The organism is Burkholderia sp. EMB26 (assembly GCF_024730645.1).
Taxonomy (GTDB): Bacteria; Pseudomonadota; Gammaproteobacteria; order Burkholderiales; family Burkholderiaceae; genus Burkholderia; species Burkholderia cenocepacia.
This window is the reverse complement of record NZ_CP078070.1, coordinates 2,845,738-2,866,462: the sequence shown is the minus strand read 5'-3', so window position 1 is coordinate 2,866,462 and position 20,725 is coordinate 2,845,738. Positions and strand designations below refer to the sequence as shown.

At 65.9% G+C, this 20,725-nt stretch carries 19 protein-coding genes; 7 read left to right on the top strand and 12 right to left on the bottom strand.

Translation table 11 applies throughout. The features are described 5' to 3' along the window. Positions 1-197: 197 nt before the first annotated feature. The 4 genes from KU887_RS13520 to KU887_RS13505 all read right to left on the bottom strand — a co-directional run bounded on the left by KU887_RS13520 (position 198) and on the right by KU887_RS13505 (position 2,213). Entirely contained in the window at positions 198-698 is a 501-nt protein-coding gene (locus KU887_RS13520) for a DUF192 domain-containing protein (protein ID WP_006496146.1), read from the bottom strand. Between the two features lie 160 nt (positions 699-858). Beyond that, positions 859-1,074: a hypothetical protein gene (locus tag KU887_RS13515; RefSeq protein ID WP_011352970.1), complete on the bottom strand. Its 216-nt coding sequence runs from the start codon at positions 1,072-1,074 to the stop codon at positions 859-861. Positions 1,075-1,355: 281 nt separating this feature from the next. Next, positions 1,356-1,934 carry a pseudouridine synthase gene (locus tag KU887_RS13510; protein WP_006490892.1) on the bottom strand — a complete coding sequence of 193 codons (579 nt, stop codon included), beginning with the start codon at positions 1,932-1,934 and terminating at the stop codon, positions 1,356-1,358. Positions 1,935-2,000: 66 nt separating this feature from the next. Next, a complete protein-coding gene (locus KU887_RS13505) occupies positions 2,001-2,213 on the bottom strand; it encodes a hypothetical protein (RefSeq protein WP_034178370.1) in 213 nt (70 codons plus the stop codon). On the opposite strand from KU887_RS13505, the gene icd reads away from it, so the two are divergent. Together icd and KU887_RS13495 are read left to right on the top strand one after the other, a co-directional pair. Next, complete coding sequence (gene icd / locus KU887_RS13500) at positions 2,212-3,468, top strand: NADP-dependent isocitrate dehydrogenase (protein ID WP_006478026.1); 1,257 nt, start codon at positions 2,212-2,214, stop codon at positions 3,466-3,468. The two genes, KU887_RS13505 and icd, sit on opposite strands and share 2 nt — an antisense overlap. Before the next feature lie 282 nt (positions 3,469-3,750). Then, positions 3,751-5,979, top strand: a complete 2,229-nt coding sequence (locus KU887_RS13495; RefSeq protein WP_048984425.1) for an NADP-dependent isocitrate dehydrogenase — start codon at positions 3,751-3,753, stop codon at positions 5,977-5,979. Positions 5,980-6,102: 123 nt separating this feature from the next. Here KU887_RS13495 and KU887_RS13490 read toward each other — a convergent pair whose 3' ends face one another. Continuing rightward, positions 6,103-6,327, bottom strand: a complete 225-nt coding sequence (locus KU887_RS13490) for a hypothetical protein (protein WP_006490888.1) — start codon at positions 6,325-6,327, stop codon at positions 6,103-6,105. 588 nt (positions 6,328-6,915) lie between these two features. Here KU887_RS13490 and KU887_RS13485 point away from each other — a divergent pair. Further along, entirely contained in the window at positions 6,916-8,505 is a 1,590-nt protein-coding gene (locus tag KU887_RS13485; protein WP_258255576.1) for a multicopper oxidase family protein, read from the top strand. A 181-nt stretch (positions 8,506-8,686) separates the two neighbouring features. Here the strand turns inward: KU887_RS13485 and KU887_RS13480 are convergent, their stop codons facing one another. Continuing rightward, positions 8,687-8,890: a cold-shock protein gene (locus KU887_RS13480; RefSeq protein ID WP_006488945.1), complete on the bottom strand. Its 204-nt coding sequence runs from the start codon at positions 8,888-8,890 to the stop codon at positions 8,687-8,689. A gap of 88 nt (positions 8,891-8,978) precedes the next feature. After that, entirely contained in the window at positions 8,979-9,146 is a 168-nt protein-coding gene (locus KU887_RS13475; RefSeq protein ID WP_153260047.1) for a hypothetical protein, read from the bottom strand. Between the two features lie 289 nt (positions 9,147-9,435). On the opposite strand from KU887_RS13475, the gene clpS reads away from it, so the two are divergent. The 4 genes from clpS (at position 9,436) to KU887_RS13455 (ending at position 14,435) form a co-directional block, all read left to right on the top strand. After that, complete coding sequence (gene clpS / locus KU887_RS13470) at positions 9,436-9,750, top strand: ATP-dependent Clp protease adapter ClpS (RefSeq protein ID WP_006398529.1); 315 nt, start codon at positions 9,436-9,438, stop codon at positions 9,748-9,750. Then, positions 9,747-12,047, top strand: coding sequence for an ATP-dependent Clp protease ATP-binding subunit ClpA (gene clpA / locus KU887_RS13465; protein ID WP_006496143.1), 2,301 nt, complete (start codon positions 9,747-9,749; stop codon positions 12,045-12,047). The genes clpS and clpA overlap by 4 nt, the downstream gene beginning before the upstream one ends. A 103-nt stretch (positions 12,048-12,150) precedes the next feature. Beyond that, positions 12,151-13,530 carry an amino acid permease gene (locus KU887_RS13460; protein ID WP_006488957.1) on the top strand — a complete coding sequence of 460 codons (1,380 nt, stop codon included), beginning with the start codon at positions 12,151-12,153 and terminating at the stop codon, positions 13,528-13,530. Between the two features lie 134 nt (positions 13,531-13,664). Then, complete coding sequence (locus tag KU887_RS13455) at positions 13,665-14,435, top strand: membrane protein (RefSeq protein ID WP_048984465.1); 771 nt, start codon at positions 13,665-13,667, stop codon at positions 14,433-14,435. A gap of 61 nt (positions 14,436-14,496) precedes the next feature. Here the strand turns inward: KU887_RS13455 and dut are convergent, their stop codons facing one another. From dut to KU887_RS13430, 5 genes are all read right to left on the bottom strand, one after another. Then, complete coding sequence (dut, locus tag KU887_RS13450; protein ID WP_006488961.1) at positions 14,497-14,943, bottom strand: dUTP diphosphatase; 447 nt, start codon at positions 14,941-14,943, stop codon at positions 14,497-14,499. A gap of 55 nt (positions 14,944-14,998) precedes the next feature. Then, a complete protein-coding gene (gene coaBC, locus KU887_RS13445; RefSeq protein ID WP_048984467.1) occupies positions 14,999-16,210 on the bottom strand; it encodes a bifunctional phosphopantothenoylcysteine decarboxylase/phosphopantothenate--cysteine ligase CoaBC in 1,212 nt (403 codons plus the stop codon). 67 nt (positions 16,211-16,277) lie between these two features. Then, complete coding sequence (lspA, locus tag KU887_RS13440) at positions 16,278-16,778, bottom strand: signal peptidase II (protein ID WP_006488949.1); 501 nt, start codon at positions 16,776-16,778, stop codon at positions 16,278-16,280. Positions 16,779-16,780: 2 nt separating this feature from the next. Beyond that, a complete protein-coding gene (gene ileS, locus KU887_RS13435) occupies positions 16,781-19,618 on the bottom strand; it encodes an isoleucine--tRNA ligase (protein WP_062884357.1) in 2,838 nt (945 codons plus the stop codon). 104 nt (positions 19,619-19,722) lie between these two features. Then, positions 19,723-20,715 (bottom strand): bifunctional riboflavin kinase/FAD synthetase, encoded by a 993-nt coding sequence (locus tag KU887_RS13430; protein ID WP_006488971.1) that lies wholly within the window; start codon positions 20,713-20,715, stop codon positions 19,723-19,725. Positions 20,716-20,725 lie beyond the last annotated feature (10 nt).

The window sequence follows — 20,725 nt, the reverse complement described above, 5'->3', positions numbered from 1 at the left end:
TGGGTGCCGGCCCGGGCTGGAACTAGCGAGATTTAAAGGATAGCGCTTGTCCGTGGCTTTTGCAGATGCGGGCAGCGGGTGCCGAATCAAGGCGGGCGCCGCCGGCGGGCGAAAAAAAACCGGCGCCCGACGACAAATGACGGGCGGCCGGCTTTCGGTCGGTGCGCGGCGCGGTGCCGCCGCGCGCGCCGGGGCGGTTACTGGGCCCGCGGCAGGCCGTCGAGCTTCATGCCGGGCTTGATGCCCTTCGCGGCGAACCAGCCCTTGCTCATTTCGAGCGCATAGACGCCGTTGTTGCGCGGGCAGTGGTTGTCGGTGGTTTCCGCGCGCATCTCGTCGATGTCGGTGATCGTGCCGTCGGCACGGATGAACGCGATCGACAGCGGAATCAGCGTGTTCTTCATCCAGAAGCAGTGCACGGCGTTCTCGTTGAAGACGAACAGCATGCCTTCGTTCGGCGCGAGCTGCGAACGGTACATCAGCCCCTGTTCGCGGTCGGCGTCGTTCGCGGCGACGGCCGCGTCGATCACGTACATGCCGGCGCGCAGCTTCACGCGCGGGAACTCGCTCGGCTGCTTGGCACCGGACGGCACTTGCGCGCCGGCGGCCTGCATGCCGAGCGCGAGGACGGCGAGCGCGGCGGGAAACACGGCGGCACGCGCAAGGCGGCCGAGCGACGGGCGCAGGGAGAAGTGCACAGCATGGCTCCTGTCTGGAAAACAAGACCCGCATGGTACGCGATGCGCGCCGGCGGGCACAAAAAAGAAAAAGGCAGATCGCCTTGCGGTGATCTGCCTTTCAACGCCGTAAGAACGGCAAGACTGCGTGTTCTTGACTGCGTTATTACAGCTTGCTTACTTAGTTCGAAGCAGCTGCCGGTGCTGCTGCGTCGCTTGCTGCAGCCTTCTTCGATGCCTTGTGGTGCTTCTTGGCAGCGTGGTGCTTCTTGGCAGCGTGCTTAGCCGGTGCCGAAGCAGCTTCTGCTGCTGCCGGAGCAGCTTCCGGAGCCGAAGCTTGTGCGAAAGCAGCCGTTGCGAAGAGGCCAGCGACCAGAGCGGCGATCAGTTTGTTCATGTTGTGTTCCTCAGCTTTAGTTAATTAACCAAATGACCCGGCAATAGGAGTCATGTCGTCTAACGGTGCCATCCACCTTTCGGTTGACAGACGCTTCGAGAAATTTCTCTTTGCGCTGCGGGCGCCGAATCGTATTCGAATAAAACGTCGCTTTCGTGACGCAAACACGGGTTCGGCTGCCAATGCCGGATAGCTAAGGTTGGCATCTGCGTGGTTTAACGCACGATCTCCGCAGGCGGTTGACGAAAAAGATGACGAAAAATTCGCGCGTCCCGGATGCGTCATCCGGCGGGCGCGAAACCGTCCCATGGCGCGCGCGGCGGCAGGGCAATTGTTTCGCCTGGCGCAATGCCGAGCGCGAATATATCGAGTGCGCCGATGCCGACGCGCACGAGGCGCAACGTCGGAAACCCGACGGCCGCCGTCATCCGGCGCACCTGCCGGTTCTTGCCCTCGGTGATCGCCAGCTCGATCCACGTGGTCGGAATCGCGGCGCGGTAGCGGATCGGCGGGTTGCGCGGCCATAGCGTGTCGGGCGGCTCGATGAATTCGGCGCGGCACGGGCGGGTCACGTAGTCGCCGAGGTCGACGCCGCGGGCGAGCGCCTTCAGGTCGGCCGGCCCGGGTGCGCCGTCGACCTGCGCCCAGTAGCGCTTCACCAGTTTGTGGCGCGGCTCCGCGATGCGCGCCTGCAGCGCGCCGTCGTCGGTGAGCAGCAGCAGCCCCTCGCTGTCCGCGTCGAGCCGGCCGGCTGCGTACACGCCGGGCGTTTTGACCCAGTCGCCGAGCGAGGGCCGCGTCTCGTGCGCGGAAAACTGGCAAATCGTGCCGAACGGCTTGTTGAGGGCGATGAGGTTCATGGCAGGGCGCCCGCCCGGCGCACCGCGGGAGGCGGGAGCGGGCGGTCTATGGCAAATGGCGGAATCTTAATGCATAATACGGAACGGCAAGTCCTCTGTCTTATATAAGACATAAGTGAGGTCTTGATACGCAGTGCCGCGGTTCACGCCGAAGTGCCCGGTTGGGGCGCTAGAATAGCGGCTCGCTGTTGCCGTCACGGGGTGGCCATGCCGCGCCCCCGCCGCGCGCGCAGCTTCGACCAGCATCACCTGCTCAGCCACGTCACTGGAGTCGATCATGCCGTATCAGCACATCAAGGTTCCGGAGGGCGGTGACAAGATCACCGTCAACAAGGACTTCTCGCTCAACGTTTCCGATCAGCCGATCATTCCCTATATCGAAGGCGACGGTACGGGCTTCGATATCACGCCGGTCATGATCAAGGTCGTCGACGCGGCGGTCGCGCACGCGTACAAGGGCAAGCGCAAGATCCACTGGATGGAGATCTTCGCGGGCGAGAAGGCGACCAAGGTGTACGGTCCGGACGTGTGGCTGCCGGACGAAACGCTGCAGGTCCTGAAGGAATACGTGGTGTCGATCAAGGGGCCGCTCACGACCCCGGTCGGCGGCGGCATCCGTTCGCTGAACGTCGCGCTGCGCCAAGAGCTCGATCTCTACGTGTGCCTGCGCCCCGTCCAGTACTTCAAGGGCGTGCCGTCGCCGGTGCGCGAACCGCAGAAGATCGACATGGTGATCTTCCGCGAGAACTCGGAAGACATCTACGCGGGCATCGAATGGGCCGCGGGCTCCGAGCAGGCGAAGAAGGTGATCAAGTTCCTGCAGGACGAGATGGGCGTGAAGAAGATCCGTTTCCCGGAAACCTCCGGGATCGGCGTGAAGCCCGTGTCGACGGAAGGCACCGAGCGGCTCGTGCGCAAGGCGATCCAGTACGCGATCGACAACGATCGCAAGTCGGTCACGCTGGTGCACAAGGGCAACATCATGAAGTTCACGGAAGGCCTGTTCCGTGACGCCGGCTACGCGCTCGCGCAGAAGGAATTCGGCGGCGAGCTGATCGACGGCGGCCCGTGGATGCGCGTGAAGAACCCGAAGACGGGTAACGAGATCGTGATCAAGGATTCGATCGCCGACGCGTTCCTGCAGCAGATCCTGCTGCGCCCGGCCGAATACGACGTGATCGCGACGCTGAACCTGAACGGCGACTACATCTCCGATGCGCTGGCCGCGCAGGTCGGCGGCATCGGGATCGCGCCGGGCGCGAACCTGTCGGATTCGGTCGCGATGTTCGAGGCGACGCACGGCACGGCGCCGAAGTACGCGGGCAAGGATTACGTGAACCCGGGTTCCGAGATCCTGTCGGCGGAAATGATGCTGCGCCACCTCGGCTGGACGGAAGCAGCCGACACGATCATCGCCGCGATGGAGAAGTCGATCCTGCAGAAGCGCGTCACGTACGACTTCGCGCGCCTGATGGAAGGCGCGACGCAGGTGTCGTGCTCCGGCTTCGGCGAAGTGCTGATCGAGAACATGTAAGACCCCTTCCGGGGTGGGCCGGCACGTTGCCGGCCGCCCCGGCGCTGACTGCCGGCGCCGGAGCGTTTCGTGGATGGCAGGTTTGTTGGCAGGGCGGTCCGGCATGCGGGCCGCGGCGCCGCGATGCGGCCCGCATGCCCTGCAAGGTAGAACATGACGGCCCTCGCAACACCTCCGCCCGGCTGAGCCGGCGCGCCCCTTTCGCGATCGACCCGGTCGCTCCCCGCCGGTTACCGCCGGCGCTCTTCAGTCCCACCATTACGTAGCAATGCTTTGACCACCATGTCCACTTCGCCCAAGATCATCTACACCCTCACCGACGAAGCGCCGGCGCTCGCGACCTATTCGCTGCTGCCGATCGTCAAGGCCTTCACGCGTTCGTCCGGCGTCGCCGTCGAAACGCGCGACATCTCGCTCGCCGGCCGCATCATCGCGGCATTCGCAGACGTCCTGCCGTCGGAGCAGAAGGGTTCCGACGATCTGGCCGAGCTGGGCCAGCTCACGCTGAAGCCGGAAGCGAACATCATCAAGCTGCCGAACATCAGCGCATCGGTGCCGCAGCTGAAGGCCGCGATCGCCGAACTGCAGGCGCAGGGCTACGCGCTGCCGGCCTATCCGGAAGATCCGTCGACGGACGAAGAGAAGGCCGTCAAGGCGCGCTACGACAAGATCAAGGGCAGCGCGGTGAACCCGGTGCTGCGCGAAGGCAACTCCGACCGTCGCGCGCCGCTGTCGGTCAAGAACTATGCACGCAAGCATCCGCACAAGATGGGCGCGTGGAAGTCCACGTCGAAGGCCCACGTCGCGCACATGAGCGAAGGCGACTTCTACGGCAGCGAGAAGTCGGCGCTGATCGCCGAGGCCGGCAGCGTGAAGATCGAACTCACGACGACCGACGGCGCGAAGAAGGTGCTGAAGGAGAAGACGGCCGTGAAGGCCGGTGAAGTGATCGACGCATCGGTGATGAGCCGCAACGCGCTGCGCAGCTTCATCGAAGCGCAGATCGCCGATGCGAAGGCGCAGGACGTGCTGTTCTCGGTGCACCTGAAGGCGACCATGATGAAGGTCTCGGACCCGATCCTGTTCGGTCACTTCGTGTCGGTGTTCTACCGCGACGCGCTCACGAAGCACGCGGACGTGCTGGCGAAGGCCGGCTTCAATCCGAACAACGGGATCGGCGACCTGTACGCGCGCCTGAAGGACCTGCCGGCCGACACGCGCGAAGCGATCGAGGCCGACGTCAAGGCCGAGTACGCGGTGCGCCCGCGCCTCGCGATGGTCAACTCGGACAAGGGCATCACGAACCTGCACGTGCCGAGCGACGTGATCGTCGATGCATCGATGCCGGCGATGATCCGCGATTCGGGCGGCATGTGGGGCCCGGACGGTCAACTGTACGACGCGAAGGCCGTGATTCCGGACCGCTGCTACGCAGGCGTGTACCAGGCCGTGATCGAGGACTGCAAGCAGCATGGCGCGTTCGATCCGGTCACGATGGGCAGCGTGCCGAACGTCGGCCTGATGGCGCAGGCGGCCGAAGAATACGGTTCGCACGACAAGACGTTCCAGATCCCGGCGGACGGCGTCGTGCGCGTCACCGACGAAGCCGGCAACGTGCTGCTCGAGCACGCGGTCGAGGCGGGCGACATCTGGCGCATGTGCCAGACGAAGGACGCACCGGTGCAGGACTGGGTCAAGCTCGCGGTCAACCGCGCCCGCGCGACCGGCGCCCCGGCCGTGTTCTGGCTCGATCCGGCGCGCGCGCACGATGCGCAGATCATCGCGAAGGTCGAACGCTACCTGAAGGATCACGACACGAACGGCCTCGACATCCGGATCATGACGCCGGTCGACGCCACGCGTTTCTCGCTCGAGCGCATCCGCGCGGGCAAGGACACGATCTCGGTCACCGGCAACGTGCTGCGCGATTACCTGACCGACCTGTTCCCGATCATGGAACTCGGCACCAGCGCGAAGATGCTGTCGATCGTGCCGCTGATGGCCGGCGGCGGGATGTTCGAAACGGGGGCGGGCGGCTCCGCGCCGAAGCACGTGCAGCAGTTCGTCGAGGAAGGCTTCCTGCGCTGGGATTCGCTCGGCGAATTCCTCGCGCTGGCCGCGTCGCTCGAGCACCTCGGCAACGCGTACCAGAACCCGAAGGCGCTCGTGCTCGCGAAGACGCTCGACCAGGCAACCGGCAAGTTCCTGGACGAGAACAAGTCGCCGGCGCGCAAGGTCGGCGGCCTCGACAACCGCGGCAGCCACTTCTACCTGTGCCTGTACTGGGCGCAGGCATTGGCCGAGCAGACCGAGGACGCCGCGCTGAAGGCGCAGTTCGAGGGCGTGGCGAAGGCGCTGTCCGACAACGAAGCGCGCATCCTGGAGGAACTGGCGGCCGCGCAGGGCAAGCCGCAGGCGATCGGCGGCTACTACCGTCCGAACGTCGACCTGACGAGCCAGGCCATGCGCCCGAGCGCGACGCTGAACGGCATCGTCGACGCGGTCGCCTGACGCCGGGCGCGCACTCGCGCGAGCCGATGCGCGTGTCGACGCGGCGCGGTCAGCCGTTCGCCGCCCGACATCCAATGAAAACGCCCCGGTCGCCCGGGGCGTTTTTCGTTGCAGGCGTGCCATTCAGACGTGAACGATTTCCCATTCGGCGATTTCGTGCGGCACTTCGAGCGTTGCAGTGTCGAGTTCGGACAGTTGCTCGCAGTCGCCGCGGGAGATGTGGTCGGCCGCCACTTCGGGGCACGAGAATGCGCCGAGCAGGGCGTTGCCGAACGTCGCTTCCCAGCCGCCGTTACCCGGCAGGATGTAGAACGACCCGAGCGCTGAACCAAAGCGAAATCCCTTCATTTCCGTTCTCCCTTTCTGATGACGAGCGATTCTGTTGTGCCGCCTGCCGGCTCGGCCGGCGGTGGCCCGACTGGCTGCCTGCGCCGCGTTCCGTGTCGGACCGTCGTGGCGAAGCGTCAGTGCATGGAACAAAGTCTACGTCCGCGACCCGCCCGGATGGTGCATGTAGAACGGCTTCTCGAAGCAAAAATTCTCTTTTAAAAACAAATAATTATTTCGATCGTTTTGTATTGCGGAACGTTTTTCGGCATCGCGAAACGGGAAATTTGTGCCCTGCACCACGAATTTTTATAACGCAGTGACTTGTTCCGCATCGTGAAAAATTAACGGGTTTGCGGATCGTCGATGCAGCGGGTGGAAACGTGGGGGCGGGGGCAACGCGCAAGGGGACGGCGGACGAGGAGCGACCGCTGGCGAGGCGCCGCTCGGCGATGCCCAGGGTGGCGCCGCATCCGGCACGGTGGCGATGCTCGCTGCGGCGTATCGCCGCCCGCCCGGCGACGGCGTTTTCCGATCCGGCCCTGCGGTTATGATGACGCGACCGCCGCGGCTGTCGCGCGGCGCTGCATGAACAACGAGGATCGATTGATGAGACGGAGAACTTTCCTGTCGCGTGCCGTCAGTGTCGCGGCCGCATCGCTGTTCGCGCGCACCGCGTGGGCGCAGCATGCCGGTCACGCGGGCATGGCCGGCATGGATGCGATGGACGACATGCCGGGCATGTCGGGGATGTCGGCGCACGGCCAGCCCGCGCCGGCCGCGCTGGCGGCCGCCGACGCGCTGCCGGCCGGCGCGCCGCTCGCGACGTTGCGCACGCTCGCCAACGAAAGCCGCGAGCCCGGCACGTTCCGGGCCACGCTGGTTGCTCAACCGGTGGCGCGACCGCTGCTGCACGGCGCGCGGCCGACCTTGTTCTGGCAGTTCGGCGCAGGCACGCAAGGCCCCGTCGTCGGCCCGCTGATCGACGTGCGCGAGGGCGATACGGTCGAGATCAGGTTCGTCAACAAGCTGCCGCAGCCGTCGACGATTCACTGGCACGGCCTGCCTGTGCCGCCCGACCAGGACGGCAATCCGTCCGATCCCGTCGCGCCCGGCGCGTCGCGCGTGTATCGCTTCACGCTGCCGAAGGGCAGCGCCGGTACCTATTGGTACCACCCGCATCCGCACATGATGACCGCCGAGCAGGTGTTCCGCGGGCTGGCGGGCCCGTTCGTCGTGCGCGCCGCGGACGATCCGCTTGCCGGCTGGCCCGAGCGCCACTTGTTCGTGTCGGACCTGAAGCTTGCACGCGACGGCACGATTGCGCCGAACGACATGATGGACTGGATGAACGGCCGTGAAGGCCAGTTCGTGCTGGTCAACGGCGCGCGCCGGCCGCGCATCGACGTCGCGGGTGACGAACGCTGGCGGGTCTGGAACGCGTGCAGCGCGCGCTACCTGCGCATCGCGTTCGACGACGGCCGCGCGTTCGAGCACGTGGGCACCGACGGCGGGTTGTTCGACGCGCCGCGGCGCGTGACGTCGCTGCTGATCGCGCCGGGCGAGCGCGCGGAACTGCTGGTGCGTGCCGGCGACCGCGCGTCGCGCGCGGTGCTGCAGGCGGCCGAGTACGACCGCCGCAAGATGGCGATGTCGCACGACGCCGGCCACGGCAGCCTGCCGCCCGATCCGGCGCTGGCGCTGGCCGATGTCGCGTTCGCGCCCGCCGAGGCCCGCGCGCTGCCTGCCACGTTGCGCGCGGTGGCGCCGCTGGGCGAACCGGTGGCGCACAAGACGGTCGCGTTCGGCGAGGAAATGGACATGGACGCGATGATGAAGGGCGCGGCGCACGGCCGGCCGGCGGGCATGCGCTTCACGATCAACGGCGACACCTACGCGCCGCACCGTGCGACGCTGACGAGCCGGCGCGGCGACGTCGAGCGCTGGGAGATCCGCAATACGACGGACATGGACCATCCGTTCCATCTGCACGGCACGCAGTTCCAGGTGATCGAGCGGGCGTCGGCCGGTTCGCGCACGAGCGAACCGTTCCGCGCGTGGCGCGATACCGTGAACGTGCGCAGCGGTGAAACCGTGTCGATTCTGGTCACCCAAGACATGCCCGGCGAGCGCATGTTTCACTGCCACATTCTCGAACACGAGGATCTCGGGATGATGGGGACGCTGAAGGTCGTGTAACGAAGCCGCGAAACTGTTTCACGTGCGGATTCGATATCCGATCTGCATGCGTGACAAGACAATGTGTGTTCAATTATCGGGATTGAACGAAAAGGCCGGCCAATCGATTATCGATTGGCCGGCCACAAAAAAAGAAACCCGGCGCAAATGCGCCGGGTTTCTTCGTCAGATATCCGATGCCTTATACGGCCTGGATGTTCGACGCTTGCTTGCCCTTCGGCCCTTGGACGACGTCAAAGCTCACCTTCTGGCCTTCCTTCAGCGTCTTGAAGCCATTCATGGTGATAGCCGAGAAGTGCGCAAACAGATCCTCACCGCCCTCATCGGGAGTGATGAAACCGAAGCCCTTCGCGTCGTTGAACCACTTAACGATACCAGTTGCCATTTCCTACTTCCCCTGTCACACAGTCGCTGCTACTTACCACGAGCACGCTCGAAAAGCTAAACGACCGGAAAATGCAGCCGTTCCCCCCTCACAAGCTCACCTCGGCCTCTTTCGTTTCGCCAACCGGCAAATTGAAAAAAGTGCCAGCTTGATTGTTGGCGCTCTTTATTGGAGTGTCAAGTGGAATTTTTAGACGTTTAGAGGGTCGTTGTAAAGAACCCATTTTCAGGGTTTTTCCGGCTTTGCTTTGCAGCATGCGGCCAAGCGCGGGGGCTTGAAAAGCCGCATAATCGGCTCATATACCAGGCTCGAGTGACACGCGTTCGAGTCGTCCCGGCTTGTGGGATACTGGATGCGGACACGACGTTCCGGTGCGATTCCCCCTGACGGTTCGTGTTCCGCGCCATGCGTGAAAGCCGGCACCGCAGCCGGCTTTCGTATGGCGCGAAGACGAGCGCGTGTTCCGGGATACCGGGGAGGGCGCCGGCCGGTCGGTCGGGTAATGGCAGGATTGCGGGCCTGTCCGAGTTGTTTAGAATGGGTGTATGGCGATTATCCCGGACAAGCAGGACAGTACCGTCCTGGAACGCAAGCAGCAGAAGCTCAAGCCGCCTTCGATGTACAAGGTGGTGCTGCTCAACGACGACTTCACGCCGATGGAGTTCGTCGTGATGGTGGTCCAGGAGTATTTCAAGAAGGATCGCGAGACGGCCACGCAGATCATGCTGAAGGTCCATCGCGAAGGGCGAGGGGTTTGTGGGGTCTATACGCGGGACATCGCGTCGACCAAGGTTGAGCAAGTCGTTACCCATGCGCGGCAGGCAGGGCATCCGCTGCAGTGCGTGATGGAGGAAGCATGATTGCCCAGGAATTGGAAGTCAGCCTGCACATGGCGTTCATGGAAGCACGCCAGGCGCGCCATGAGTTCATTACGGTCGAGCATCTGCTGCTGGCCCTGCTGGATAATCCGACGGCAGCCGAGGTGTTGCGCGCGTGCGCGGCCAACATCGAGGACCTGCGTCAGAACCTGCGCAATTTCATCCACGACAACACACCTACCGTCCCGGGCACCGACGATGTCGATACCCAGCCGACGCTCGGTTTCCAGCGTGTGATCCAGCGCGCGATCATGCACGTCCAGTCGACGTCGAACGGCAAGAAGGAAGTCACCGGCGCGAACGTGCTGGTCGCGATCTTCGGCGAGAAGGATTCGCACGCCGTGTACTACCTGCAGCAGCAGGGCGTCACGCGCCTCGACGTGGTGAACTTCATTTCGCACGGCATCGCGAAGACGAACAACGGCGAAGCCGCGAAGTCGACCGACGCGAACGCGGAAAGCGAAGACGCGAATGCGCAGAAGGAAACGCCGCTCGCGCAGTTCACGCAGAACCTGAACCAGATGGCGAAGGACGGCCGCATCGATCCGCTGATCGGTCGCGAGCCCGAGGTCGAGCGCGTCGTGCAGGTGCTGTGCCGTCGCCGCAAGAACAACCCGCTGCTCGTCGGCGAAGCCGGCGTCGGCAAGACCGCGATCGCCGAAGGGCTCGCGTATCGGATCACGCGCGGCGAAGTGCCGGACATCCTCGCGAACGCGCAGGTGTACTCGCTCGACATGGGCGCGCTGCTCGCGGGCACCAAGTATCGCGGCGATTTCGAGCAGCGCCTGAAGACGGTGCTCAAAGAGCTGAAGGAGCGCCCGCACGCGATCCTGTTCATCGACGAAATCCATACGCTGATCGGCGCGGGCGCCGCGTCGGGCGGCACGCTCGATGCGTCGAACCTGCTGAAGCCGGCGTTGTCGTCGGGCACGCTCAAGTGCATCGGCGCGACGACGTTCACCGAATATCGCGGCATCTTCGAAAAGGATGCGGCGCTGTCGCGGCGCTTCCAGAAGGTCGACGTGACGGAGCCGAGCGTCGAGCAGACGGTCGCGATCCTGCGCGGGCTGAAGTCGCGCTTCGAGGAGCATCACGGCGTCAAGTATTCGTCGGGCGCCCTGTCGGCCGCGGCCGAGCTGTCGGCACGCTTCATCACCGACCGTCACCTGCCGGACAAGGCGATCGACGTGATCGACGAGGCGGGCGCCGCGCAGCGCATCCTGCCGAAGTCGAAGCAGAAGAAGACGATCGGCAAGAGCGAGATCGAGGAAATCATCTCGAAGATCGCGCGCGTGCCGGCGCAAAGCGTGTCGCAGGACGATCGCAGCAAGCTGCAGACGCTCGACCGCGACCTGAAGAGCGTCGTGTTCGGCCAGGATCCGGCGATCGACGCGCTCGCGGCCTCGATCAAGATGGCGCGTGCGGGTCTCGGCAAGATGGACAAGCCGATCGGCGCGTTCCTGTTCTCCGGCCCGACGGGCGTCGGCAAGACCGAAGTGGCGCGCCAGCTCGCGTTCACGCTCGGCATCGAGCTGATCCGCTTCGACATGTCGGAATACATGGAGCGTCACGCGGTGAGCCGGTTGATCGGCGCGCCGCCGGGCTACGTAGGGTTCGACCAGGGCGGCCTGCTGACCGAAGCCGTCACGAAGAAGCCGCATTGCGTGCTGCTGCTCGACGAAATCGAGAAGGCGCATCCGGACATCTTCAACGTGCTGCTGCAGGTGATGGACCACGGCACGCTGACGGACAACAACGGCCGCAAGGCGGATTTCCGCAACGTCATCATCATCATGACGACGAACGCGGGCGCCGAGTCGATGCAGAAGGCGACGATCGGTTTCACGACGCGCCGCGAAACGGGCGACGAGATGACCGACATCAAGCGCCTGTTCACGCCGGAGTTCCGCAACCGCCTGGATGCGATCATCAGCTTCCGCTCGCTCGATGAGGAGATCATCATGCGCGTGGTCGACAAGTTCCTGATCCAGCTCGAGGAACAGCTGCACGAGAAGAAGGTCGACGCGCTCTTCACCGACGCGTTGCGCAAGCATCTCGCGAAGCACGGCTTCGACCCGCTGATGGGCGCGCGGCCGATGCAGCGGCTGATCCAGGACACGATCCGGCGTGCGCTGGCCGACGAACTGCTGTTCGGCAAGCTCCTCAACGGCGGCCACGTGACGGTCGACGTCGACGAAAGCGACAAGGTGCAGTTGTCGTTCGACAAGCTGGCGAATCCGCCGCACAAGCCGAACGAAGAGACGGTCGAAGTCGAGTAAGCGATAATTCGTTGTTCATGCGAACGGCGCGGGAAGGTCTCCGCGCCGTTTCGTTTTATCCGGCGCCGGCGGCGCGATGGTGGTGCAGGGGAGTGGTAACGCAGTGACACAACAACAACGGTCGTTCGACGCTATCGTCGCGCGCGAACAAGGGTTGCGCCACGCGCTGACGTCGGGGCAGATGGCGATGATCGCGATCGGCGGCGCGATCGGCACGGGGCTGTTCCTCGGCAGCGGGTTCGCGATCGGGCTCGCCGGCCCGAGCGTGCTGGTTTCCTATGCGATCGGCGCGCTGATCGCGCTGCTGCTGATGGGCGCGCTCGCGGAAATGACCGTCGCGCATCCGACGGCCGGCTCGTTCGGCGCGTATGCCGAGCATTACGTCGGCCCGCTCGCGGGCTTCCTGGTGCGCTATGCGTACTGGTTCGCGGTCGTGTTCGCGATCGGCACCGAGATCAGCGCGATCGCCGTGTTCATGAAGTACTGGTTCCCGGCGGTGCCCGGCTGGTACTGGGTGATCGGCTTCTCCGCGCTGCTGATCGCGGTTAACCTCGCGAGCGTCACGCTGTACGGCACGGTCGAATACGCGTTCTCGCTGCTGAAGATCGCGGCGATCGTCGTGTTCATCGTGCTCGGCGCCTATCTCGTGTGGGCGGCGCCGGCCGCGTCGGGCATCGGTTTCGCGAACTACACCGCGCACGGCGGCTTCATGCCGAAGGGACCGTGGGGCACCTGGGTCGCGGTGATCGTCGCGATCTTCAGCTACATGAGCATCGAAGCCGTCGCGATCGCGGCCGGCGAAGCGCGCGATCCGCAGCACGCGGTCACGCGCGCATTCCGCTCGACCGTGTTCCGGCTCGTGCTGTTCTACCTGCTGACGCTGTCGCTGATGCTCGCGATCGTCCCGTGGACGCAGGCCGGCACCGACGAAAGCCCGTTCGTGAAGGTGATGGCCGCGACGCACGTGCCGTATGCGGCCGGCGTGATCAATTTCGTGCTGCTGATCGCGGCGCTGTCGGCGATGAACAGCCAGCTCTACGTGACGACGCGGATGATGTTCAGCCTGTCGCGCGCGCGCCTCGCGCCCGCAGTGTTCGGCCGGCTCGGCGCGAACGGCGTGCCGCGCGCGGCGCTGTGGATCTCGACGAGCGGCGTCGCGGTGGCGGCCGTGCTGGTCGCGGTGGCGCCCGACACCGCGTTCACCGTGATGATGGCGATCGCGATGTTCGGCGCGCTGTTCACGTGGCTGATGATCTTCGTCACGCACTTGCGGTTCCGCTCGCAGTATCGCGGCCCCGCACTCGCATTCCGGATGTGGGGGCACCCGTTCGGCAGCCTGCTCGGCGCGGGGCTCGTCGCGGCGATCCTGCTGACGACCGCCTTCACGCGCGAATTCCGGATGACGATGGTGGTCGGCGTCGTGTTCGTCGTGCTGCTGACGCTCGCCTACGCACTGCATTACCGGCACCAGCACGCGCGCTGACCGCGCCGGGGCGGCCGCCCACGCCGTTCTCCAGTCGCTAAGGTTCCGTTAAGCGAGCGGCGACTACATTCGATCCTGTCTGCAATGCGTGCCGGTCCGCACCGGCACGCCGCTTCCTGCAAAAAGGGGTTCGAATGAACAAACTTCCCGAAATCACGCTCGCGTTCTGGATCATGAAGATCTGTGCGACGACGCTCGGCGAGACCGGCGGCGATCTGCTGTCGATGACGCTGAACGTCGGCTACGCGGTCAGCTCGATCCTGCTGTTCGGTTTCTTTCTCGTGACGCTGGGCGCCCAGCTCAGGACGACGCGCTATCGCCCGGCGATCTACTGGGCGGTGATCGTCGCGACGAGCACGGCCGGCACGACGATGTCCGATTTCATGGATCGCACGCTCGGCCTCGGCTATGCGGCCGGCTCGTCGATCCTCGTCGCGATCCTGCTGGCGATCTTCGCGGTCTGGCGCGTCAGCGGTGAATCGCTGTCGGTCGACCGGATCCGTACACGCAAGGTCGAGCTGCTCTACTGGATCGCGATCCTGTTCTCAAACACGCTCGGTACCGCGCTCGGCGACTTCCTCGCGGACAGCTCGGGGCTCGGCTTCGGCGGCGGCGCATTGCTGATCGGCGGCCTGCTCGCGGCGATCGTGCTCGCGCACTACTTCACGCACCTCTCCGGCGTGCTGCTGTTCTGGGCCGCGTTCGTGCTCACGCGGCCGTTCGGCGCGACGGTCGGCGACCTGCTGACGAAGCCGGTCGCGAAGGGCGGCCTCGCGCTCGGCACGGTCGGCTCGTCGGTGGTGCTGTCGGGCGTGCTGGTCGCGATGGTCGCCTATGCGAGCATCACGCAGGCGCGGCGTCGCGAACCGGTGCCCGCGCGGATCGCGCAACCAGCCGGCAAGTGACGGGTGCGTGCCAAAGAAAAGGGGCCGCGAGGCCCCTTTTTTCGTGCTGCGTGGCTCAGGTTCAGTGGCGGCCGGTGCTGCCGAAGCCGCCTTCGCCGCGATCGCTCTCGGTGAATTCGTCGACGATATTGAACTGCGCCTGCACGACCGGCACGATCACGAGCTGCGCGAGGCGTTCGAACGGGTTCAGCACGAACTCGGTCTGACCGCGGTTCCATGTCGAGACCATCAACTGGCCCTGGTAGTCGGAGTCGATCAGGCCGACGAGGTTGCCGAGCACGATCCCGTGCTTGTGGCCGAGGCCCGAGCGCGGCAGGATCAGCGCCGCATAGCCGGGGTCCGCAAGGTGGATCGCGAGGCCCGTCGGCACGAGCGTGGTCTCGCCCGGCTGCAGCGTGACCGGTGCGTCGAGGCACGCGCGCAGGTCGAGGCCCGCGCTGCCGGTGGTCGCGTAGGCGGGCAGGTAGTCGCGCATGCGCGCGTCGAGGATCTTCAGGTCGAGTTTCATGCGGTCGTCGAATCGGTCGGGAAGGGCGCAGCGGCACGCGCCGCCGCGCGGGTGATCAGATCAGGCGGTTGTCGGGCAGGCGCTTCGCGATTTCCGCGACGAGCGCATGCGCGAGTTCGTCTTTGGGCGCGCGGGGCAGGCGCGTGAGGCCGGCGGCCTCGAACAGCACGACTTCGTTGTCGTCGCGGCCGAACGTCAGCGGGCCGAGGTTGCCGACGAGCAGCGGCACGTTCTTGCGCTTGCGCTTCTCGTCGCCGTGCACGTCGAGGTCGCCGCTTTCGGCCGCGAAGCCGACGCAGAACGGCGCATCGGGCAGCGCCGCGACCGACGCGAGGATGTCGGGATTCTCGACGAACGCGAGCGCCGGCATCTTGCGGTCGGCCGTCTTCTTCATCTTCTGCTCGGCCGGCTGGTCGACGCGCCAGTCGGCGACCGCGGCCACCGCGATGAAGATGTCGGCATCGGCGACCGCATGCATCACCGCGTCGTACATCTGCTGCGCGGTCTGCACGTCCTGGCGGTACACGCCCCACGGCGTGTCGAGCGCGACCGGCCCGGCGACCAGATGGACGTCGGCGCCGGCCTGTTGCGCGGCGCGCGCGAGCGCGAAACCCATCTTGCCGCTGGAGCGGTTCGTCAGGCCGCGCACCGGATCGAGCGGTTCGAACGTCGGGCCGGCCGTGATCAGCACGCGCCGGTGCGCGAGCACCTTCGGCGCGAAGTGCGCGACGATCGCCTCATAGATCGCCTCGGGCTCGAGCATGCGGCCGTCGCCGACTTCGCCGCACGCCTGCGCGCCCGAATCCGGGCCGAGCACCGACACGCCGTCCGCGCGCAGTTGCGCGGCGTTGCGTTGCGTGGCCGGGTTCTGCCACATCTGGCGGTTCATCGCGGGGACGACCAGCAGCGGACAGTCGCGCGCGACGCACAGCGTCGACAGCAGATCGTCCGCGAACCCGTGCGCGAGCTTCGCGAGGAAATCCGTCGACGCGGGCGCGATCACGATCGCGTCGGCTTCGCGCGACAGGTCGATGTGCGCCATGTTGTTGTCGATGCGCGCGTCCCACTGGCTCGTATAGACGGGCCGGCCCGACAGCGCCTGCATCGTGACGGGCGTGATGAACTGGGTGGCGGCGTCGGTCATCGCGACCTGCACGGTCGCGCCGGCCTTCACGAGCAGCCGCGTGAGCTCGGCGATCTTGTAGCAGGCGATGCCGCCCGTCAGGCCGAGAACGAGGTGTTTTCCTGCGAGTTCTGCGTGTGCCAACTCAGGCCTCCTGGGGTCAAACGGAACGGCCGGCGCGAAGCCGGCCGTCGACACGGAGTATGCGCGCTCAGCGCGAACCGCGCACGCGCCGCAGCTCGTCGTAGATCAGCAGCACCGCGCCGATCGTGATCGCGGAATCGGCAAGGTTGAACGCCGGGAAGTGCCACGCGCCGAGATGGAAATCGAGGAAGTCGATCACGTGACCGTAGACCAGCCGGTCGATCACGTTGCCGAGCGCGCCGCCGAGGATCAGCGCGAGCGACACGCTGAACAGCCGCTGGTGGCCGTGGCGCTTCAGCAGGAAGCAGATCACGAGCGTCGCGCCGACGCCGAGCGCGGTGAACGCCCAGCGCTGCCAGCCGCTCGCGGTCGACAGGAAGCCGAACGCGGCGCCGCGGTTGTACACCAGCACGAGGTTGAAGAACGACGTCAGCGCATGCTGCGCGCCGTACGCGAACGTTTTCAGGATCGCGATCTTCGACAGCTGGTCGAACAGGATCACGATCAGCGAAATGCCGAGCCAGGGCGCGAGCGCGCCGCTGGCCGGTTTCGACAGGGTCTTCGCCATATTTACGCAGCGCTCCGGATTTCGCCGTTTTCAAACAGGTTCGAGAAGCAGCGGCCGCACAGCGTCGGATGCTCGGCGTGCGCGCCGACATCTTCGCGGTAGTGCCAGCAGCGCTCGCACTTCTGGTACTTCGACGCGGCCACGTCGACGCTTTCCTGCGCTTCGTCGTCGACCTTGACGACCGTCGCGGCCGACGTGATCAGCACGAACTTCAGGTCGTCGCCGAGGCTCGTCAGCGCGTCGTAGCGCGCGCCGCTCGCATGGACGGTGACTTCGGCCTGCAGCGACGAACCGATGCGGTTCGCGGTGCGCGCTTCCTCGAGCGCCTTCGTCACGTTGCCGCGCACGTCGCGCAGCAGCGCCCACTTGTCGATCAGCGCGGCCGAGCTGGCGACTTCCGGATACGCATAGTAGGTTTCCGTGAAGATCGTGTCGCTCGCCGGCTGGAACACCTTCCACGCTTCTTCCGCCGTGAACGACAGGAACGGCGCGAGCACGCGCAGCAAGCCGTGCGTCAGGTGGTACAGCGCGGTCTGCGCGGAGCGGCGCGCGCGCGAATCGGCGGCGCTCGTGTACAGGCGATCCTTCAGCACGTCGAGGTAGAAGCCGCCGAGGTCTTCCGAGCAGTACGTCTGCAGCTTCGCGACGACCGGGTGGAATTCGTACTTCTCGTAGTGGCCGAGCAGTTCCGTCTGCAGTTGCTGCGAGAACGCGACCGCATAGCGGTCGATCTCGAGCCATTCGTCGACCGGCACCGCGTGCTGCGCGAAGTCGAAGTCCGACAGGTTCGCGAGCAGGAAGCGCAGCGTGTTGCGGATGCGGCGATAGCCTTCGGTCACGCGCTTCAGGATTTCCTCGGAAATCGCGAGCTCGCCCGAGTAGTCGGTCGACGCGATCCACAGGCGGATGATTTCCGCGCCGAGGCGGTTCGCGACTTCATGCGGGTCGATGCCGTTGCCGAGCGACTTGCTCATCTTGCGGCCTTCGCCGTCGACCGTGAAGCCGTGCGTGAGCAGGCCCTTGTACGGCGCGCGGCCATCGATCATCGAGGCCGTCAGCAGCGACGAGTGGAACCAGCCGCGATGCTGGTCCGAGCCTTCGAGGTACAAGTCGGCCGGGAACTGCAGCTGATCCTTGTGCGAGCCGCGCAGCACGTGCCAGTGCGTCGTGCCCGAGTCGAACCACACGTCGAGTGTGTCGCGGTTCTTTTCGTACAGGTTCGCGTCGTCGCCGATCAGCTCGCGCGGGTCGAGCGATTGCCACGCCTCGATACCCGACTGCTCGACGCGCTTCGCGACTTCCTCGAGCAGCTCGAGCGTGCGCGGGTGCAGCTCGCCGGTTTCCTTGTGCACGAAGAACGCCATCGGCACGCCCCACTGGCGCTGGCGCGACAGCGTCCAGTCCGGACGGTTCGCGATCATGCTGAACAGGCGCTGCTTGCCCCACGACGGGTAGAACGCGGTCGCGTCGACGCCTTCGAGCGCCGTTTCGCGCAGCGTCTTGCCGCCGTCTCGCGGCGTCACGTCCATGCCGGCGAACCATTGCGACGTCGCGCGGTAGATGATCGGCGTCTTGTGGCGCCAGCAGTGCATGTAGCTGTGCGTGTACTTCTCGCTGCGCAGCAGCGAGCCGGCCGCGTTCAGCGCGTCGACGATCTTCGGGTTCGCATCCCAGATCGACAGGCCGCCGAACAGCGGCAGCGATTCGATATAGCGGCCGTCGCCCATCACCGGGTTGATGAAGTCGGAATCGGTCATCCCGTGCGCCTTGCACGACATGAAGTCCTCGATACCGTACGCGGGCGACGAGTGCACGACGCCGGTACCGGTGTCGGTCGTCACGTAGTCGCCGAGGTAGACGGGCGCGGTGCGCTTGTAGCCGGGGTGGGCCGATGCGAGCGGGTGGTGGAAGCGTAGGTTCGCGAGCTTCACGCCGGGTGTGGTCGCGATGATGCGGCCCGTCAGCTTGAAGTCGCTCATGCAGGCTTCGACGCGCTCTTCCGCGATGATCAGCAGCCCGCGCTCGGTGTCGACCAGCGCGTAGACGATTTCCGGATGGAGGTTCAGCGCCTGGTTGGCGGGAATCGTCCACGGCGTGGTGGTCCAGATCACGATGCCGCCGTCGGCGCGCGGCAGCGCCGGCAGGCCGAACGCCTGCGCGGTCTTTTCCGGTTCCGCGAACGCGAACATCACGTCGATCGTCGGATCGGTGCGGTCCTTGTACTCGACTTCCGCTTCCGCGAGCGCCGAGCCGCAGTCGAAGCACCAGTTCACCGGCTTCAGCCCGCGGTACACGTAGCCCTTCTCGATGATCTTGCCGAGCGCGCGGATTTCTTCCGCCTCGTTCACGAAGTTCATCGTCTTGTACGGATTCGCCCAGTCGCCGAGCACGCCGAGGCGCTTGAAGCCGACCTTCTGCTTCTCGATCTGCTCGGTCGCGTATGCGCGCGCCTTGCTCATCACTTCGGCCGCCGGCAGCGACTTGCCGAACTGCTTCTCGATCTGGATCTCGATCGGCATCCCGTGGCAATCCCAACCGGGCACGTACGGCGCGTCGAAGCCGGCCATGTTGCGCGACTTGACGACGATGTCCTTCAGGATCTTGTTGACCGCATGGCCGAGGTGGATGTCGCCGTTCGCATACGGCGGGCCGTCGTGCAGGATGAACTTCGGCCGGCCCTGGCTGGCCGCGCGGATCTTGTCGTAGATGCCGCGCTCTTCCCACTCCTTGACCCACTGCGGCTCGCGCTTGGGCAGGTCGCCACGCATCGGGAACGGCGTGTCGAGCAGGTTGACCGGATACTTGGCCTGCGGTTTCGAATCGGCTTTCTTGTTGCTCATGATGGGATCGCTATCTCAATCGGGGGACGCTCGGGCGTCGTGAATCGGGGATGCGCGCGAGGGGGCGGCGCGAGGGGGGCGGCGCCCGCGCGCCGCCGTCCGGATCAGCTAATTCGGTCGGTAGCCGACGTCGCGAAGCCCGTCGCGCGGCTGCCCGGCGCACGGTCGCGTTCGATGAAGTACGCGCGCGCATTCGCGACGTCCAGCGCGATCGCGCGCGACAGCGCCTCGAGATCGTCGAACTTCGCCTCGTCGCGCAGCTTCTTCAGGAATTCGACACGGATCAGCTTGCCGTACGCATCGCCGTGCCAGTCGAGCAGGTGAACTTCGAGCAGCACGCGGCCCGAATCGTCGACGGTCGGGCGCAGCCCGAGGCTCGCGACGCCCGGCAGCGGCTCGGGGCCGAGGCCGTGCACCTGCACGACGAAGATGCCCGCGAGCGCCGGCCGCTTGTGCGCGATCGGCAGGTTCAGCGTCGGGAAGCCGAGATCGCGGCCGAGCTTCAGCCCGTGCGCGACGTGGCCGCTGATCGCGTAGCCGTGGCCGAGCGCCTGCGCGGCCGCGTCGAGATCGCCCGCGGCGAGCGCCGCGCGCACGCCGGAGCTGGAAATGCGCGTGCCGTCGCTGCCGGCCACCGTGCCCATCTGCTCGACCTCGAAGCCGTGCTGCTCGCCGGCCGCCTTCAGCGTGTCGAAGGTGCCCGCGCGCTTCGCGCCATAGCAGAAATCGTCGCCGACCATCATCCAGCGCGTATGCAGCCCGTTCACCAGCGTGCGCTCGACGAACGCCTGCGGCGACTGGCTCGCGAAGGTGTGGTTGAAGTGCTCGACGACGACGCGGTCGACACCGTGATCGCGCAGCGCTTCGAGCTTGTCGCGCAGCATCGCGATGCGCGGCGGCGCGCCGGCCGGATTGAAGAATTCGCGCGGGTGCGGCTCGAACGTCATCACGCACACGGGCAGGCCGCGCGCGTCCGCTGCCGCGCGCACGCGCGCGAGCAGGGCCTGGTGGCCGCGATGGACACCGTCGAAGTTGCCGATCGTCAGCGCGCACGGGGCGCGGCTCTCGGCGTTGGGCAGGCCGCGGAAGACTTTCACGATAGCGGAT